The organism is Deltaproteobacteria bacterium (genome assembly GCA_016180855.1).
GTDB lineage: Bacteria > UBA10199 > UBA10199 > JACPAL01 > JACPAL01 > JACPAL01.
Genome location: JACPAL010000012.1, coordinates 1 through 16424, shown reverse-complemented (window position 1 = coordinate 16424; position 16424 = coordinate 1). Strand labels below are relative to the sequence as shown.

Here is a 16424-nt window from a genome sequence, read left to right as displayed (position 1 = left end):
CCTCCTTCAAAAAAGAAGGGGGGTGAAACCATTAAGATTCTCAAGAACGAACTCCCACCCGGCGGGATGAAGCGATTTCATATCCGGGGAGGGCCGGCGGTGGTGATCCATGGTACCGAGGGGTACGCCGCTTTTTCGCTGGTCTGTTCCCACTTGGGTTGTCTTGTGACCTGGGAAGGGGTGAAAAATGAGTTTCTCTGCCCCTGTCATGGGGCCCGGTTTGATGTGAACGGGAGCGTGGTCTCTGGGCCACCGCCCAAGGGGTTGGAACGACTTCGATTGGAAGAGAAGGAGGATGAGGTATGGGTCTCGTGATATCTCCCCTTGAATTAAGGGGGGCGATATTCGTTCTCCTGCTTCTGTTGCCTAACTTGAGTTTCGCTGAAGAACCGGCAAAAGTCAGCGTCTGCCTCTCCTGCCATCGTGAGATGGGGGGGGAGCTGGCGCAACCGGTCAGCCTCTGGGAAAAGAGCATTCACGCCCAGCTGGGAAACAACTGTGAAGGGTGCCATGGTGGAGATCCCAACGACGAGGCTCTGGCGATGAATCCTGAAAAGGGATTTGTCGGTTCGCCAAAACCTGAAGAAATCCCGGATTTCTGTGGCAAATGTCACGTCGGTGTCATGGAAAACTACAAAAAGAGCCCTCATTATTCAGCATTTCGCCGAGGGATTGGGCCAAGTTGTGTCACGTGCCATAAGAGTCACGATGTGGAACGGGCCTCCTTTGATCTCATCGATGAGACGCTCTGTTCGCAATGTCATTCGTATGAGAACGGTCGAAAAATGAAACAGGCGTTTATCTCAGCCGAGCTGGAGCTTCAAAAAATGAAATCGACGTTCCACAAGCTTGACCGTCGTGGAATGCCGGTCCGCAAATTTGAAGAGAAACTGTTTGCCGAGCGCAACGCACTCCATCAAATGACACACACGCTTGATGTGATGGAGATCGAGAAAAAAACCGAGTTGGTCCTCACCAATCTCGAGGTGATGAAACAGGAGACGGCCGCACTTTGGAAAAAGGTCAAGAAGAGATGGGCCATTGGATCGCTGGTCGGACTTTTTCTCATTCTCTTCATTCTCCTTTTGATCAAGCTTCACCGATCACTGGAGGAAGAGTGAAACCGATTTTCAAAAAATTAACCGACTGGCTGAAGGTCTCGATCCCCATTCCGGGTGAATTTTTTACCAAGGTGACGAGCGAGCCGGTTCCACACCATCTCAAGCGCTGGTGGTTTGCACTCGGTGGAACGCCGGCGTACCTTTTTATGATCCAGGTTGTCACAGGCATCTTGCTCACATTCTATTACGTTCCAGAACCGGGCCATGCCTATTCAAGCATTCAACGGATCACTTACGACATCCACTTTGGCTGGGTTATCCGGAGTGTCCATAAGTGGGCGGCCAATCTGATGATCATTGCAGTCATCCTTCACGTCTTTCGTATTTTCTTTACGGGGGCCTATCGGAAGCCGCGCGAACTCAACTGGATGATTGGCTGCCTGATTTTGGGTTGTACGCTCGGTTTTGGATTTACCGGCTATTCCCTTATCTACGAGCAGCTCTCTTACTGGGGGGCAACGGTGGCGGCTAACATCACGCAGAATGTGCCGTTACTTGGCGATTTTCTGGCTCGCTTTATGCGAGGTGGAGATAGTGTGGAGGAGAATACCTTGACGCGATTTTTCGTCTTTCACACGATGCTCTTGCCGCTCGGCCTGACGCTTCTGTTAGTCGTTCATATCACGCTGATTCGTTTGTTGGGAGTGACCGAGTTTCAGTTTGAAGAGGACAAGGGAAAGCCGGAGAGGCACTTTCCGTTCTTTCCAAATCACTTCCTGATGGAGGTGATTATCGGGATGTGTCTCACGCTCCTGATTACCTTTTTGGTGGTGTTTTTTCCCGCGCGGCTCGGGCCGCCTGCCGATCCTTTCTTGACGCCGGAACATATCAAGCCGGAGTGGTACTTTTATTTTACCTTTCGGTGGTTGAAACTGACCTCGCTCCAGGTTGGGGTGTTGGGGACCGGTGCCGCCTACGCCCTTCTCATCTTTTGGCCATTTATTGAGAGCGGTCTTGCCAAAAAATTTCCAAACCGGGATTTTTCCATCTGGCTCGGGGTGATAGCCGTCGTGACCTTAATCATCTTAACCGTGTGGGAGGCGCTTGTTTAAATGATGTCACTCAATGCCAAACGTCGAGTCATGATTATCGTCTCGATCCTCTTTCTGGCATCGCTCCTCGTGATCGCCTATTTTGAGACACATCACTGATATCAGAGGTGCTCCTGATAATAATCATCCCCTGAGGCGAGGAAGATCATATTCAAAAGACGGGAAAAGCTCTCTATTTAGCGGTCTGTTGACAAAGGGGTTTGAAAACAAACCAAGGAGGGTTCATGCAAAAGATATCACTGATCATTGGGATTCTCTGGTTCCTCACCGCCGTTACCCCTTCGGCTTTTGCCGATGGGAAGGCAACCTTCGAGGCCAAATGCAAGGTCTGTCACGGTATTGATGGCAAGGGGAGCGCCCCGATGGTCAAAGGGATGAAGGTGGAGCTGAAACAACTCGATCTTACGGACGACACCAAGGCCAAAGTGGATGCTGACCTCATCAAGAGCGTTACCGACGGCATTGGCGGAAAAATGCCCGCCTTTAAGGGAAAACTTGATGATGGATTGATTGCCGAGGTTGTCCAATACCTCAAGGGACTCTAACAGGTTGATAAAGACCCACTTGCTGTATTGGGCATGATCTCTCTCATACAGGTCGATGAGTGAGGTCATGTTGTTTCCCGCCATTGCCCACTATTTTTAAGTATAATGTCTGATAGTCAAAGAAAATTAAAGGGGAAGATCGTTCTTGTGGTGATTGTGTTGATCGCTCTTCTCGCCATTCTGGCAGGGGTGCATCGATTCAAACAACGGGTTGTGCAACCGATTGCCTTCAATCACAGGCTTCACGTAACGGAGCTGAAACTGGAGTGTAACCACTGTCATACAGGGGTGGAAACCCAAGCCTTCGCAACCCTCCCTCCTGTAGAGATCTGTCTCGGGTGTCATGCGGCACCTCTTTCCGAAAAACCCGAGGAGGCCAAGGTGCGCGAGTATGCCGAGAAAGAGGGGAAAATCCCCTGGCGTCGTCTCACGCGCATGCCAGACCATGTTTACTTTTCGCATCAAAGACATGTCACATTTGGAAAGGTCTCCTGTGAGGAGTGTCACGGCAAAATGGAGGAAAGGAACAAACCTCCGACGACGGCGCCAAAGGATCTTTTAATGGAAAACTGTCTTGAGTGCCATCAGAGGCAAGGAGCCTCTGTGGATTGTATCTCGTGTCATCGGTGACTTATGACGATTTCTCGTAGAGAATTTTTGAAGGATGCGGGGATCGGTTCTCTCCTTCTTTTTGCCTGGCAGTCAGGCCTCCTCTCGGCCTCCGAACTGGCCGGGATTGAGGAGGCATTCGCGCGTGGGGAGGAGAGCTGGGTCACGTCGGTTTGTCAGCAATGTCCCGGCGCCTGCGGTATTCGTGTTCGGATGATCGGCTCGTGGCCGGTTTCCATTACGGGAAATTCGATCCATCCGATTAATCACAAGACCCTTTGCCCCAAGGGAGTTGCCGGCCTCTTGTCTTTTTATGATCCGGATCGGCTGCGTGGCCCGATGCGGCGCGTCGGCGAAAGAGGCGAAGGAAAATGGGAAAAGATCACCTGGGAAGAGGCGTTGGCAACGGTCTCCAAGGAGCTGAAACGGCTTCGGGAAGCGAAAGAAACCCACAAGGTTGCTGTGATGGGAGGACGTTATCACGGACTGATGCGGACCCTGTTCGAAAGATTTTTAGAGGCTTATGGATCCCCCAATTATCTCGATAACAGCTTTGCACCATGGCAGGGGCCGATCGAGGCGCTCGAAAAGACCCACGGTATTCGAAGCGAACCGAAATGGGATCTGGAAAGGACACGCTTTCTCCTTTCCTTCTCAACACCGCTCCTGGAGGCGGCGAGTTCGCCGGTCGAAAATTTGCGAGGTTGGGCGAATTTGCGACGTGGCAATGTCGCACATCGCGGACGGGTCATACAGGTCGAGAGCCGTCTCTCAACAACTGCCGCCAAGGCGGATGAATGGGTCCCGATCCATCCAGGGACCGAGGGGTGGCTCGCCTTGGGGATCATCCATGTCATCCTGAAGGAGGATCTCTATGATGGCTATTACCTGGGTGAGCATACGGCCGGGTTCGGTCAGTTCAAAAACCTTGTCCTGGAGAACTACTCCCATCAGATCATTTCGGAACTGACCGGTGTCCCGATCGACACCATCATCCGATTGGCGCGTGAGTTCGCTGCCACAAAGCCGGCCTTGGCCGTTTCGGCCCGACTCGATCCAAGAGACCAGATCGCCATTCATACCTTGAATGCCCTCGTCGGAAGCATCAATATTCCGGGTGGTGTCCTCATCCCGCGTGAGGCCGACACAGGACAACTTCCGCCTGTCGAGAGAGATGCGATTGCCCTCGAGGGACTTGGGCACGGGAAATTCCAATGGACTGCCCGAACCCCTTATCCTTTAGAGGCCCTCTTTTTTTATTACACCGATCCGCTTTTTTCGAATCCGCAGTCGGGAAGGCTGCGTGAAATTTTTGCCAAGATTCCGCTTCTCGTCAGTTTCTCCCCGTTTCTCGATGAGACGACTGCCTTCTGCGATCTCGTCCTGCCGGATCATACCTATCTGGAGAGATGGCAGGATCTCCCAGTCTCCACGATACAGGGTTTTCCACTCGTCGGTCTTGCAGCGCCGGTGCGCCCCCCACTCTATGAGACACGACATACCGGTGATCTTCTTCTGGAACTGTCACGCCTTTTGGGGAATCCGATCTCCAAGGCGCTCCCGTGGAAGGATTTTGAGACGGCCCTCTGGGAGAGGATGCGACAACTCTTCGAATCGCAAAAGGGAGATCTGTTTGGAACCGAATTTGAGGCGACCTGGACTTCTTTCCTCTCTCGTGGTGGCTGGCGTTCCCCCTCCTATGGCAATCTTGATGAGTTTCAAAAAATGCTTCGAGAAAAGGGAGGATGGTGGGATCCGGTTTATTTTTACGAAGACTGGGCGCGGGTCTTTCGGAATAACCTGGGACGATTTGAATTCCCCGGCTTGAAGGATCTCCCGACAATCCCTCCGGGCGTTCAGAAGGACTTCCCCTTTTCCCTGATCAGCTATCCTCTGATGACGATGACCGGTGGAAGAAATGCAAATCAGTCCTGGCTTGCCGATATCGCCGGCTCCCACCTTCAAATCGGCTGGAAGACCTGGTTTGAACTGAACCCGATAACGGCCCATCAGTTAAAGATCGATGAGAACGACGAAATTTGGGTTGAATCCTCAAGCGGCAGGATTCGCGGAGTTGCCAGACTTTATGAAGGGATAGACCCGGCTGCCGTCGGTGTTCCTGTCGGGTTTGGTCATAAGGGGATGGGACGGTGGGCCAAGGGGATTGGGGCAAACCCACGTGATATTGAGGAAGGGGATTCACGATCGACGGAATTGCCCCAGCCTCGGATGACCCGCGTAAAGGTTTATAAGGTATGAGAGGGATACGAGTATGACACGATGGGGAATGGTGATTGATCTCGACAAGTGCAGCGCCTGTCAGGCCTGTGTGGTAGCCTGTCAGTCGGAAAATAATGTGGCCCCACCGAATCAGGAACTCCATGAGCAAGGACGTTCCATCCACTGGATTCGTGTTCTTCCAACTTTTGAGGGGACCTTCCCCCATTTTCGGATGAGGCTTTTTCCGTTGCCGTGTCTCCACTGTGATAACCCCCCTTGCACGAAGGTCTGTCCCGTGAGTGCGACGTACAAGAGCGAGGAAGGGATTATCGGTCAGATTTTTTCGCGCTGTATCGGCTGCCGGTATTGCACAACCGCCTGTCCCTATACCGTCCGTGAATTTAACTGGAAAAAACCGGTCTGGCCGGAAGAAATGAAACCGATCCGGAATCGGGATGTATCGATTCGTCCCAAGGGGGTCGTTGAAAAATGTACCCTTTGTACCCATCGCCTCCAGAAAGGGCGTGAAAAGGCCCGCGTGGAGGGTCGGGAGATGATCCCTGAAGACTATATCCCCGCCTGCGTGGAGGTCTGTCCCTCACAAGCGATGATTTTTGGGGATCTTGATGACCCCGAGAGTGAGGTCTCCAAACTGGTTCGAAGTCGTCGGGCGTTTCGCCTCATGGAGGATCTCGGAACGGAACCCAAGGTGATCTATCTTTCAGAAGGAGGAGGTGACTAGATGAAGGTCAGTGAACAGGACCAGATTCTCCTTAAACCGGTGGAACAGACCACGAAGCGATTTTGGATTACTGCAGCGATCCTCTTCTCCATCTGGTTTATCGGATTTTTGGCCTATCTCCGGCAATTTCACAGTGGTCTTGGGGTCACCGGCCTTTCCCGACCGACCTATTGGGGAATCTATATCACCAATTTTGTTTTTTTCATCGGCATCTCTCATGCCGGGACACTCATCTCGGCGATCTTAAGGATTTCCCAGGCAGAATGGAGACGCGCGATCACCCGATCGGCTGAGGTGATCACGGTCATGGTCCTCCTTTTCGGTGTGGGGAATATCCTGATCGATCTGGGGCGCCCGGATCGGATGCTGAATGTGATCAAACACCCCCATTTTACCTCGCCGCTTCTCTGGGATGTCACGAGCATTACCTGTTATCTCACCGCCTCTTCGATCTACCTGTATCTGCCCCTGATCCCGGATATCGCCCGCCTTCGTGATCGCGGCGTCAAATGGCAACGGTTCTACCGGATCCTAGCGCTTGGCTGGCAAGAGACACCGAAACAAAAACGGATCCTCGAGCGTCTCATTTCAATCATGGCGGTCGTTGTGATTCCGATCGCGGTCTCCGTCCACACCGTAGTGAGCTACGTTTTTTCCATGACGATCCAGCCGATGTGGCACTCCGCTATCTTTGGTCCTTACTTTGTTGTCGGGGCGATCTTCTCGGGGATTGCCGCCCTCATGATTGCGATGGCCATCATCCGCAAGGTTTATCGCCTGGAAGAATACTTAAAGGAGATCCACTTTAATTATCTCGGCATTCTCCTGCTTGTCATGTCGCTCCTCTGGTTTTATTTTACATTCAGCGAGTATCTGACTGTCTTCTATGGCAATGAACCGCTGGAGATGGAAATTTTCCGCTCCAAGATGTCCGGTCCTTACGCCTTTTATTTCTGGATGATGGTCGGCTGTTGCTTTGTCATTCCGTTTGTGATCCTGGCAAACCGCAAGACACGGACGGTGCGTGGAACGGTCATTGCCTCAATCGCCGTGACGATCGGAATGTGGTTGGAGCGTTTTACGATCGTCGTCCCATCACTCGTCAACCCGCGTCTTCCTTACGTGAGGGGGATCTATCATCCGACGTTAGTTGAATTCGCCATTACCGCCGGCTGCTTCGCTGCCTTTATTCTGCTTTATATGATCTTTACCAAGATCTTTCCGATCGTCTCTATCTGGGAGATTGAGGAAGGGCGTGAGTCCTCTCTTCAAGAGGTTCATGAGAGGGTTAAGGGATATCTTCCAGGGATGGGAGGAAAATCGGAATGAGGATCTCTTCTGTCAGTTGGCTCCTGTTGGCGATTTTGATTTCTCCTGTCATCGGATTCGGACAGCAAAATTTTCCGCAAAGTCCCGTGCAGGGCGACCATCTCTTTTCTGAAAAGGGGTGTTCGAAGTGCCACTCAATCCTCGGCCAAGGGGGTCGTATCGGTCATGACCTCGGGAAGATCAACCTGAAAGGCTCGCGTCTTGATGTCGCCAGCGCGATGTTAAACAATGCCCAAACGATGGGGGGGAAGATGCGGGAGATGAAGATTATTCGTCCCCATCTGACCGGAGCCGAGATTGAGAATCTGATCGCCTTCCTTTATTATGTAAACTATTTTGATGAGCCGGGGAACTCGACACGCGGAAAGGGGCTCTTCAAGGAGCGCCAATGTATTCGCTGCCATACCGATCCCTCTTCCTTCCCGCGAGGAATGACACCGATTTATCTCGCCAAGACACTCTGGAATCATGGCCCCCGGATGTCGGCACAAATGTCACGGCTTGGTATCCCTTGGCCACGCTTTGAGGGAGTGGAGATGATGGATCTCGTTGCCTACCTGAGGGAAACGGCACGGAGCGAGTCAGCAACAACGTATGGAGTTCCTGGAAACCCCAATGAGGGGAGAAAGGTTTATCGCAGCAAGGGATGTTCCCAGTGCCATGGGGGTAGCAACGACAGTTCCCAGCCGAACCTGGCGAACCCCGCTCTTGGCCTGCAGGTGAGTCTTACGCAGACGGTCTCTCGACTCTGGAACCATGCCCCTCAGATGTTTTCCCGATTGAGTGAACAGGGGCTGGAGGCGCCCCACTTCTCCGAGAGGGAGATTGCCGACCTTGTCGCCTATATCTATTTTCTCAACTACTTTGATTCTTCGCCGGATTTAACGGCGGGGCGAAAACTTTTTGCCGATAAACAGTGCAATACTTGTCACTCACTCGGCGGAGGAATCCAGGGGGCTGGTCCCGATCTTTCGGCCAGTCCGAAGGCCTCCTCATCAATCGATATGGTGGCCGCCATGTGGAACCACACCCCCTTCATGCATTCGGTGATGCAGGAGAAAGAAATCCCTTGGCCCCGTTTTGAGAAGGGGGAGTTGAATGATCTGCTCGGGTACATCCAATCCCTTAAAAAGTAATCAGGGGACTGTTGAAAAATGCCATCTGCTGCGTTCCCCTCGTCGCTGGCTCCTCGACGTACCTTCAAGTACGCCTGCGTCGCGGCTTCCTCGGGGTGCCTTGCAGCTGGGCATTTTTGAACAGTCCCCAAAAGCCATTTTTCAACACACCCATCAGTGTACTGTTAATTCGTCGGTTTTCCGGCTTCAGGTAAGCCGGGCGCTTCAACAGGTGGGTGATGCCAGCCTTCGTAGCTGCCAGCGTCACCTTTGTGGCAACACCGTTTGATCCCGATGTAGGAGAGGCAGAGAATTGAAAGGATCGTGGCAATCGTGACGAATCCGCCAATGATCTTTCCGGTTTTCTTGCAGAAGAAACCGTCTCCACACGCCTTGTTCAAGAGAAGCACTCCTGAAACCAGTGCGATGAACTGCAAGGCCAGTGCGACATGCATCTGATACGGCATGAAATGTCCCATAGGGTCCCCCTTTTTCAAGGGCGTGTAACATAAGAGGGGGGGGGTTGTCGAAAATAAAATGGCTAAACTGGTATTATTTTGGTAAACGGTACAACCGTGCAGCCAAGGTATCTCGTTTTTCTCATCCCCCTCTTGGCCTTTGGTATCTCCGGTTGTAAGGCCTGTTCCTCCAAGCCGTCTCCTCAAGTAAAGACAGAGTCAAAGACAAAAGCCGTAAAAACAGAATCATGGCGGGTGCCGGGGGTTTATTTGAAGTGGGTATTGAAGCTTTCCGGCGATCAAGTGAGTACGGTTGAATTATCGCGCGTTGATTCTTCCTTTCAGTTGACACCGCAGCCTGTTGGAAACTTTGCAGTGGTGGTTTGGAGCGGAGAAAAAAGAAAGGCGGCCTACCCCTTTTATTTCCCGGACGAGATCCATTCGGAAGGGGTGGATCAGGCGGGGAATCCCGTTTCGCAGACGATCAAATTCACAGGGAACCGAACGACCCATGTCTGGATCAAGGTTGATGAACCGATCGACAAACTGACCGTTATGAGTCCGAGAGGTCAGGTCGTTTTGGAGACAACAACCTTGGGAGACGGAGCGCCGCTATCCTCCGTGATGGCGACAAAGAGCAGTCTCTTAACGATTATTCCCCAGGTCTTTGCCCAGGAGGGGGAGGCAACAAACGTATTTGTCGAGCATGTCAGGATTCTGGGACAGGATGCCTCATGGAATTTGTTGCCCCAGGTGCTTCAGGAGAAGATCGAGAGGGTTTACGACCCGCCCCCTTCGGAGTGGGTGCAAGAGATTGCACAACAGATGCGGGAGGCAGCTCCCCCCACATTGTCGGCCGTAACTTTAATCGGATTTGCCGACTATAAACCGAATGAACGAGCGTGCGCCTCAACCGTTGGTTCCGTTATCCTGATCAACGTGTGGCAAATGGATAATCAGGGGTGTCAGGGCTATATGGTTCATGAGCTGGCCCATGCTTATGAGCATTTGCTTACCTTTTATTCTGTAGCCAGAGACCCCGGTCAGGCCGCCCTGCGAGAAATGATGGGTAACGAATCGCCGATCGCCCAGTGGCCTCCAGAGATCAGGGATCTGGCCCAGAGGACTGTCGAACGCCTGGGGATCCGGCTTTATCAGGACTTTCTCGGCCTGTGGACCATGATGCAGATGCAGGGAAAGCAATTTGGGGTCGCAGGGGACTACGTGGGAGACGGTTGGCCTCAGCTTGGAAATGAGGCCGCAGCTCGCGGGGGATTTGCCAGAAATTATGGGGGGAGTGCTCCTGCAGAAGATCTGGCGACCTATGTGGAGCAAATTCAGGCGCCTCGGTATTCACCAAGAGGATTACCCCTCGTTTGCCAATGGATGCAAAATGCAACCGACGAAATCGATAACCGAACCCTTATTCCTTATGTGAAGATTGTGTTATTGAAAAATGCCGGATTTTTAACCGAAGAAAAGGCAGCAGCCTGTTACGGAAATTTTGCAATTCGGGGGGAGAGGGGAATTCACTTCTATAAGGATGACTTAAGAAGTCCCAAAATCAGCTTTACTCGAAATCTGAAGGCTGGTTACGAGACAAATCAGGGTGTTCAATACTTTGATGTATTGGGCGATGGACCAAACACCTATCAGCTACTTGTTCAGGTGATCTCCCAAGACGGTTCCGAGCGAAGAAAGATCCCCTTAGGTCTCCATCGGCTTGATAATATCGGCCCTTTATCGATCAATCTTCGGGGCAACAATGGTGTCTATCTGGCGCATAGTAATAATATGAAGGCCCGGACCTCTTTTTCAGGATTGGTCTTGTTCAGTGATTATTCCACTGATCCGGTTCGAGTTGAGGGGGCGATCTTTTTCCTGACTCTGCGGGGCGCAATGGGCGGGCCACCAATTCCGATTCACCCTCTGCTGGCCCTCAATATGCTCAATGACAAAAGTGCGATAACCGATTCGTTCCCTCTGGTGACGTTTCGCTATGAACCTTAGTACTTCGACATTTGCGAACCAAGCACTTGGGAATCTGGACACCCCCTCCAGGAAGGTGTTATGATCTCTGTCGTGAGGCGTTTGTCCCTGTTACTCATTCTTTTTTCTTTAACTCTTGATGCGACAGAAATGTTTCCAAGACCTCAGGTCCAGCAGGGCAGGAGGACGCCACTCCAAGAAGCGGCACGGCCCCGTCTCAATCTGCCAATTCAAAGGGGTCCTTGCTCCGATCGATCCAATATCAGGGAATTTCTGATCGATCGATCGGTTGCCGGTAAATTGGTTGCTATTATCGATGAAGGAGAGAGTCACATCGTATGTGTCTCAGACAACGATGGACGTATCTGGCGAAAGACGTTGGGGGACAATATCCTGCAGATGACGATGCATCGAGGGGATCGAGAGATGCCGAGTCATTTTTATGCGAGTGGTGAGGATGGAAAGTTTTACAAGTCGACCGATGGGGCGTTAACCTGGGATTTGATTTATACCTTTAGTGAGGGGTTTGCCCGTGCGATTGCGATCGACCGATCTAAATTTCGTCGGGGAACCATGCTCGTTGCGCCTCAGGTCAATGAGGGGGAGTCGGGGATTTACGTCTCGGATACACGATGGAGACGACTTTCCTTTAACTTTTATCCCTTTGGTATTGAACATCCTACCTGGATCGTTTGGGCCGTGGCCCAGAATTTATCCGGCCATTTCTTTTTAGGAGTGGAACTGGGAGCCAAAAGCCTTCTGGAAGGGGCCCCTTATCACCCTCCCATCCTGAGATCAAGGGATGGTGGGAGGACATGGGAGACCCTTCTTGAAGAGAACAATAAACATATTACCGACATTGAAATTGATCCCGTTAACAATACTATTTATGCCGATGATGAAGGGCCCCGTCTTTGGAAATCTACGGATAACGGTGATACCTGGGAGCAGATTCAAGATCAATTATTCTGCCACACATTAGCACTCAATCCTCAAAATCCATCCCAGATGTTCTGCGGGGAATTGATGCCCCCTAACTGCGTGGATAATCCTGCCTGCGGCATGCGGGGACGCGTTTGGCAATCGACCAATGGGGGTGAGACCTTTGAGGTGCTTTTAGAAGAAAATCTTAATGTGGTGACTCTTCATTACAATCCCTCTAATGAGACACTCTATATCCCAACTTACGGTCAAGGGCTACATCGGCTTGTCGTTCCTGGAAACCTGTCGGAATAATACTCCAGCTGTGAATTTCGGTGGGTACCGTTATCAAAGGAATTGTTCGAGGGATTCAAGATATTCCTGCCAGGGAAGAACAAGGACAGCGTCAATTTCATAGGCATTCGGGACATTCGAAATGGCAAAAAATTTAGTTCTGGAATAATCCTCACTGAAGGACCTCAGTCCTGAAAGATCGGCACGATTAACGCTTCGAGAAGCCTTGATTTCAAAAGCCGCAACGATTTTTCCATGTTTTTCAATCAACAAATCAACCTCGGCACCTGTATTCGTACGCCAATAAAACAAACGGGCTTCGCTCTGCTTGTAAGAAAGGAGACGGTGGGTTTCGAGAATAACCCATTGTTCAAACAGGCGTCCTCGCAAAAGGGGATCGGGTGGAGCCAACAAACGGCGATTGAGGCTATTAGTGACTCCGGTATCGAAGAAATAGAATTTTGGATGAGCCGTGAGGCGCTTTCGGACACTTTTTTTCCAGGGAGGCAGGCGCAACCCAATCAGGGTTTCTTCTAAAATTTCATAATAGGACTGGACAGTGCGTGCTGTTAGCTGGGCCTCTCTTCCGAGGGCGGTAAAATCAACGAGTTCTCCGGATTGGGCGGATGCTATTTCCAGAAAACGGGAAAATCCTCCAAGATTTCGCACTAATCCTTCTGCCTGAATCTCCTCTTTGAGATACGTTTCCGTATAGGCTGTGAGAATATCGATCTTTTCTCGCTCCGTCTTTTTGTAGATGGCTGGAAGGGAGCCAAATCGTAAACAATCCTCCAGATCGAACTCATCATGGATTTCCTGGTAAATAAAAGGAAAAAGGAAACGTTGGATAGCCCGTCCTGCAAGGAGATTGGCGCCACCTCTTTTAAGTTTGCGCGCGCTGGAGCCGCTCAAGATGAACTGACAGGAAACCGATTCCATGAGAGAGTGAACTTCGTTTAAAATTAATGGTACTCGCTGGATTTCATCCACGAAGATCGTAGAAATTTTTTCCTTGTTGATCTTTTGAATGGCTTCCCTTCGAAAAAGGTCTGGGGCCTTTGAGTATTTTAAGAACTCTTCATAATGCAAGAGATCGATATGCCAGACATGTTCCCTCCAGATCGATTCAATCAAGGTGCTTTTGCCGGTTTGACGAGGGCCAAAAAGGAAAAAAGACTGTTTTTTCGGCAAGCTACATAATCTATGTATCATGATTCAGGATTGTAAAGTAATCCTGAAGTGTAGTCAATTGCCTTTTAACCAGGGGCCATTCATTGACTCGCCAGTTTTGGTTTGGCGTGCTCGAAGATCTTTTTAAAGGACTTTTGCAGCTTTTTTACATTAGAGGATTTCCCTTCGGCAAGAACAAGCGCGCCGGAGAATCCCATTTTTTCTTCCGATTCCGAATAGACCAGTGTGCCGTCAGCGGTACTTGAAAACTGGCATGCGAGGTTCATCCCACCACCGCCGAAGTGAAGCCCGCTTGTCTCAAGCTGTGTTCCTCCGCCGAGGGTGATCCCTCCCACCTTTTTAAACCCTCCACCCAATACCTTGAGGCTCTTGTTTTTTAGACCGACATTGAATCGATCTTCCGTTTTTCCTACCAAAACACACTCGGAGATATACTGGGCACCGGCAATCTGACCTCCACCGGTAAACTGTTGTTCCCTCTGAACGGAGGCGGTTGTCTGGCCACGTCCGCTGCATTTAAGGCCGGCGTCATAACAGGCCTGCATTGCAATCCGGTGCATTTCCAGGACTTCACTCTGGTTGAGCTCAAATCCTTCTGTCTTGACTGGATAGACTGCGACCGATTGGGCGTGAACTAAACCGAGCCCCAGAAAAAAAGTGGCAGGCAACACGAACAAAAGTTGTCTTGTCTTCATAATGGACTCCTTCGTTTTAAACTATTGAAACAACCCCTTGAGGGCCTTCCCCATATCTCCCGGGAGACCTATTTTTCTATATTCAGCGGGTGGAATAAAAAGTTCATCCGGTTGGGGGCCTTGGGCGACATTCTTGAGTTCCATTTTATTACCTTTTTCATCGAGCGTCTTGACAACCGTCCCCATGAGGTCCTGGGCCTTCCAGATTGTTGATTTCCTTGTCTTCCCCAAAAACTTTCCCTCAATCTGACAAACCTTGCAGGGATGTCCGTCAATCGTCTCTTCGCCAGAGCAGTTTTCATTCCACCCCTTCCAATCTTGGTTCATAAAGGCGTTAAAATCCATCGTCATCTCCATGCAAGATTGATTTTCCGGCATACAGTGTGTAATTTTTGAAGAGTCGAAACGGAAAAACTGGATCTGACGGTTTTTCCCCATCGTCATATCCAGTTTCCCCGCAGCCTTTCCGATATAAATCTTTCCTTCACTGACGATTTTTCCCTTCTTGTTCGTGGAGATCATATCGGCGTTGTATTCAGGGTGGGGTGGAATCTCGGCTAAGGCCAACCGGAGCAATCCAATCACAAAAAAAACAACGATCAGAGATAGTTTCTTCATACCCCCCCCTTGGATTGGAGCAAGGTAGCACTTTTAGAGGGAGAAGGAAATAATATTTTAAGAATTTTGATTGCTGGTTTTTCCACAATTTACTACACTCATTCATCTTAAGAAAAAGGGGGATACCATGGGAACAGGTTTGATACTTTTATTAGTCATTGGTGCTGCTGTTGTTGCCGCGATCTTTTTATATAACCGCCTCGTCTTCTGGAGGCAGCAGGTCAAGAATGCCTGGTCGCAGATTGATGTCCAACTCAAGCGTCGTTACGATCTGATCCCTAATCTCGTCGAAACCGTTAAGGGTTATGCCAAGCATGAAAAGGAGACCCTGGAGAAGGTGATGCAGGCACGAAACATGGCGACCCAAGCCCACTCTCCGAAGGAGGCGAGTCAGGCGGAAAACATGTTGTCCGGGACACTCAAGACGTTGTTTGCCGTCACGGAAAGTTATCCTGATCTCAAGGCGAACCAGAACTTTCTCCGCTTGCAAGAGGAACTCGCCTCAACCGAAAACAAGCTCTCCTTTGCACGGCAGTTTTATAATGACACCACGGCAACCTACAACACCAAGATTCAGGCCTTTCCGGCGAATATGCTGGCGGGAATGTTTGGATTTAAGGCCGAGGAGTTTTTTGTGGTGGAGAATCCGGAAGAGCGAAAAAATGTAAAGGTGCAATTCTAAGAACGGATGACTCGTCGTTATGGCGGCTCCTCATCTCTACGATCAGATCTCCCGTAACAAGCGGAACACCTATTTTCTTATCTTAGGTGTCATTGCCCTGTTTGTCTTTGTCGGGTACCTGATCGGCCGCTTTTTTTACGGGGATCCGTTCTTTGGTGTTGTCCCGGCGCTCTTGGGCTCTTTGGTCTACTCCCTTTTCTCTCTCTTTGTGGGGGATAAGGTCGTCCTCTTTATGATGGGGGCGAAGCCTGCTGAACCGGGAGCCAACCAGCAATTGATGAATGTAGTGGAAGAGATGGCGATTGCCGCGGGTTTAAAACCACCGAAGGTTTTTGTCATTCACTCCCCTGCCTCCAACGCCTTTGCAACGGGGCGATCTCCCGACAAGGCGTCGATTGCGATTACAACCGGGTTGATGGAGAGACTGAATCGTGAGGAGCTGCAGGCGGTGATCGGGCATGAGATGGGGCATATTAAAAATTTTGATACCCGCTTTGCCATCCTCATGGCGGTTTTGGTCGGGGCGGTCGCGATGATTTGCGACATGGTGATGAGGCAGATGAGGTTTGGTGGGAGAAGGAGAGGGCAGGGGGGTGGGCAGTTGCAGATTGTGATGATCCTCCTCGCTGTTGTCTTGGCGATTCTGGCGCCGCTTGTTGCCAAGATGATCCAGTTTGCGATGTCGCGTCATCGAGAATTGTTGGCAGATAATACGGCGGTTGAGCTCACACGAAACCCAAATGCTCTGGCCAATGCGCTCGAAAAGATTGCGACCGATCCGGATGAGTTGCAACTCGCCAATCGTGGAACCCAGCACCTTTTTATTGTCAATCCGCTCCGGGC

Annotated in this window: 17 protein-coding genes; 13 read left to right on the top strand and 4 right to left on the bottom strand. The window is 50.9% G+C overall.

From position 1 onward, the window contains the following. Positions 1-66: 66 nt before the first annotated feature. From HYT77_06895 to HYT77_06855, 9 genes are all read left to right on the top strand, one after another. On the top strand, positions 67-315 hold the full coding sequence (locus HYT77_06895; protein MBI2067721.1) for a Rieske 2Fe-2S domain-containing protein: 249 nt from the start codon (positions 67-69) through the stop codon (positions 313-315). Continuing rightward, on the top strand, positions 303-1121 hold the full coding sequence (locus tag HYT77_06890; GenBank protein MBI2067720.1) for a cytochrome c3 family protein: 819 nt from the start codon (positions 303-305) through the stop codon (positions 1119-1121). Before HYT77_06895 ends, HYT77_06890 begins: the two co-directional genes overlap by 13 nt. Next, a complete protein-coding gene (locus HYT77_06885) occupies positions 1118-2173 on the top strand; it encodes a cytochrome bc complex cytochrome b subunit (protein MBI2067719.1) in 1056 nt (351 codons plus the stop codon). Before HYT77_06890 ends, HYT77_06885 begins: the two co-directional genes overlap by 4 nt. Positions 2174-2397: 224 nt before the next feature. Further along, positions 2398-2718, top strand: a complete 321-nt coding sequence (locus HYT77_06880; GenBank protein MBI2067718.1) for a cytochrome c — start codon at positions 2398-2400, stop codon at positions 2716-2718. A gap of 105 nt (positions 2719-2823) precedes the next feature. Further along, positions 2824-3348 carry a cytochrome c3 family protein gene (locus HYT77_06875; protein ID MBI2067717.1) on the top strand — a complete coding sequence of 175 codons (525 nt, stop codon included), beginning with the start codon at positions 2824-2826 and terminating at the stop codon, positions 3346-3348. Positions 3349-3351: 3 nt separating this feature from the next. Beyond that, positions 3352-5586, top strand: coding sequence for a molybdopterin-dependent oxidoreductase (locus tag HYT77_06870; GenBank protein MBI2067716.1), 2235 nt, complete (start codon positions 3352-3354; stop codon positions 5584-5586). A gap of 13 nt (positions 5587-5599) precedes the next feature. Continuing rightward, on the top strand, positions 5600-6289 hold the full coding sequence (locus HYT77_06865; GenBank protein ID MBI2067715.1) for a 4Fe-4S dicluster domain-containing protein: 690 nt from the start codon (positions 5600-5602) through the stop codon (positions 6287-6289). Then, the gene (nrfD, locus tag HYT77_06860) at positions 6290-7618 is read left to right on the top strand and encodes a polysulfide reductase NrfD (GenBank protein ID MBI2067714.1); all 1329 of its coding nucleotides are present in this window, start codon (positions 6290-6292) and stop codon (positions 7616-7618) included. It begins immediately after the preceding gene. Then, positions 7615-8754 (top strand): c-type cytochrome, encoded by a 1140-nt coding sequence (locus HYT77_06855; protein ID MBI2067713.1) that lies wholly within the window; start codon positions 7615-7617, stop codon positions 8752-8754. Before nrfD ends, HYT77_06855 begins: the two co-directional genes overlap by 4 nt. A gap of 164 nt (positions 8755-8918) precedes the next feature. Here HYT77_06855 and HYT77_06850 read toward each other — a convergent pair whose 3' ends face one another. Then, positions 8919-9212 carry a hypothetical protein gene (locus HYT77_06850; GenBank protein ID MBI2067712.1) on the bottom strand — a complete coding sequence of 98 codons (294 nt, stop codon included), beginning with the start codon at positions 9210-9212 and terminating at the stop codon, positions 8919-8921. 96 nt (positions 9213-9308) lie between these two features. On the opposite strand from HYT77_06850, the gene HYT77_06845 reads away from it, so the two are divergent. Both HYT77_06845 and HYT77_06840 read left to right on the top strand, forming a co-directional pair. Continuing rightward, entirely contained in the window at positions 9309-11201 is a 1893-nt protein-coding gene (locus tag HYT77_06845; GenBank protein ID MBI2067711.1) for a hypothetical protein, read from the top strand. A gap of 60 nt (positions 11202-11261) precedes the next feature. Next, on the top strand, positions 11262-12416 hold the full coding sequence (locus tag HYT77_06840) for a hypothetical protein (protein ID MBI2067710.1): 1155 nt from the start codon (positions 11262-11264) through the stop codon (positions 12414-12416). Positions 12417-12449: 33 nt separating this feature from the next. On the opposite strand, the gene HYT77_06835 is transcribed toward HYT77_06840, so the two are convergent. Genes HYT77_06835 through HYT77_06825 form a run of 3 tightly spaced genes read right to left on the bottom strand, consistent with a single transcriptional unit; the run spans position 12450 to position 14899 of the window. After that, positions 12450-13607: an ATP-binding protein gene (locus tag HYT77_06835; protein MBI2067709.1), complete on the bottom strand. Its 1158-nt coding sequence runs from the start codon at positions 13605-13607 to the stop codon at positions 12450-12452. A 59-nt stretch (positions 13608-13666) separates the two neighbouring features. Further along, the gene (locus tag HYT77_06830; protein MBI2067708.1) at positions 13667-14281 is read right to left on the bottom strand and encodes a hypothetical protein; all 615 of its coding nucleotides are present in this window, start codon (positions 14279-14281) and stop codon (positions 13667-13669) included. A gap of 21 nt (positions 14282-14302) precedes the next feature. After that, positions 14303-14899 carry a DUF4412 domain-containing protein gene (locus tag HYT77_06825; protein MBI2067707.1) on the bottom strand — a complete coding sequence of 199 codons (597 nt, stop codon included), beginning with the start codon at positions 14897-14899 and terminating at the stop codon, positions 14303-14305. 127 nt (positions 14900-15026) lie between these two features. Between HYT77_06825 and HYT77_06820 the strand changes: the two genes are divergently transcribed. Together HYT77_06820 and HYT77_06815 are read left to right on the top strand one after the other, a co-directional pair. Then, complete coding sequence (locus HYT77_06820) at positions 15027-15581, top strand: LemA family protein (protein MBI2067706.1); 555 nt, start codon at positions 15027-15029, stop codon at positions 15579-15581. Positions 15582-15600: 19 nt separating this feature from the next. After that, positions 15601-16424: M48 family metallopeptidase (locus HYT77_06815; protein ID MBI2067705.1), on the top strand; the 824-nt coding region annotated here is incomplete at its 3' end.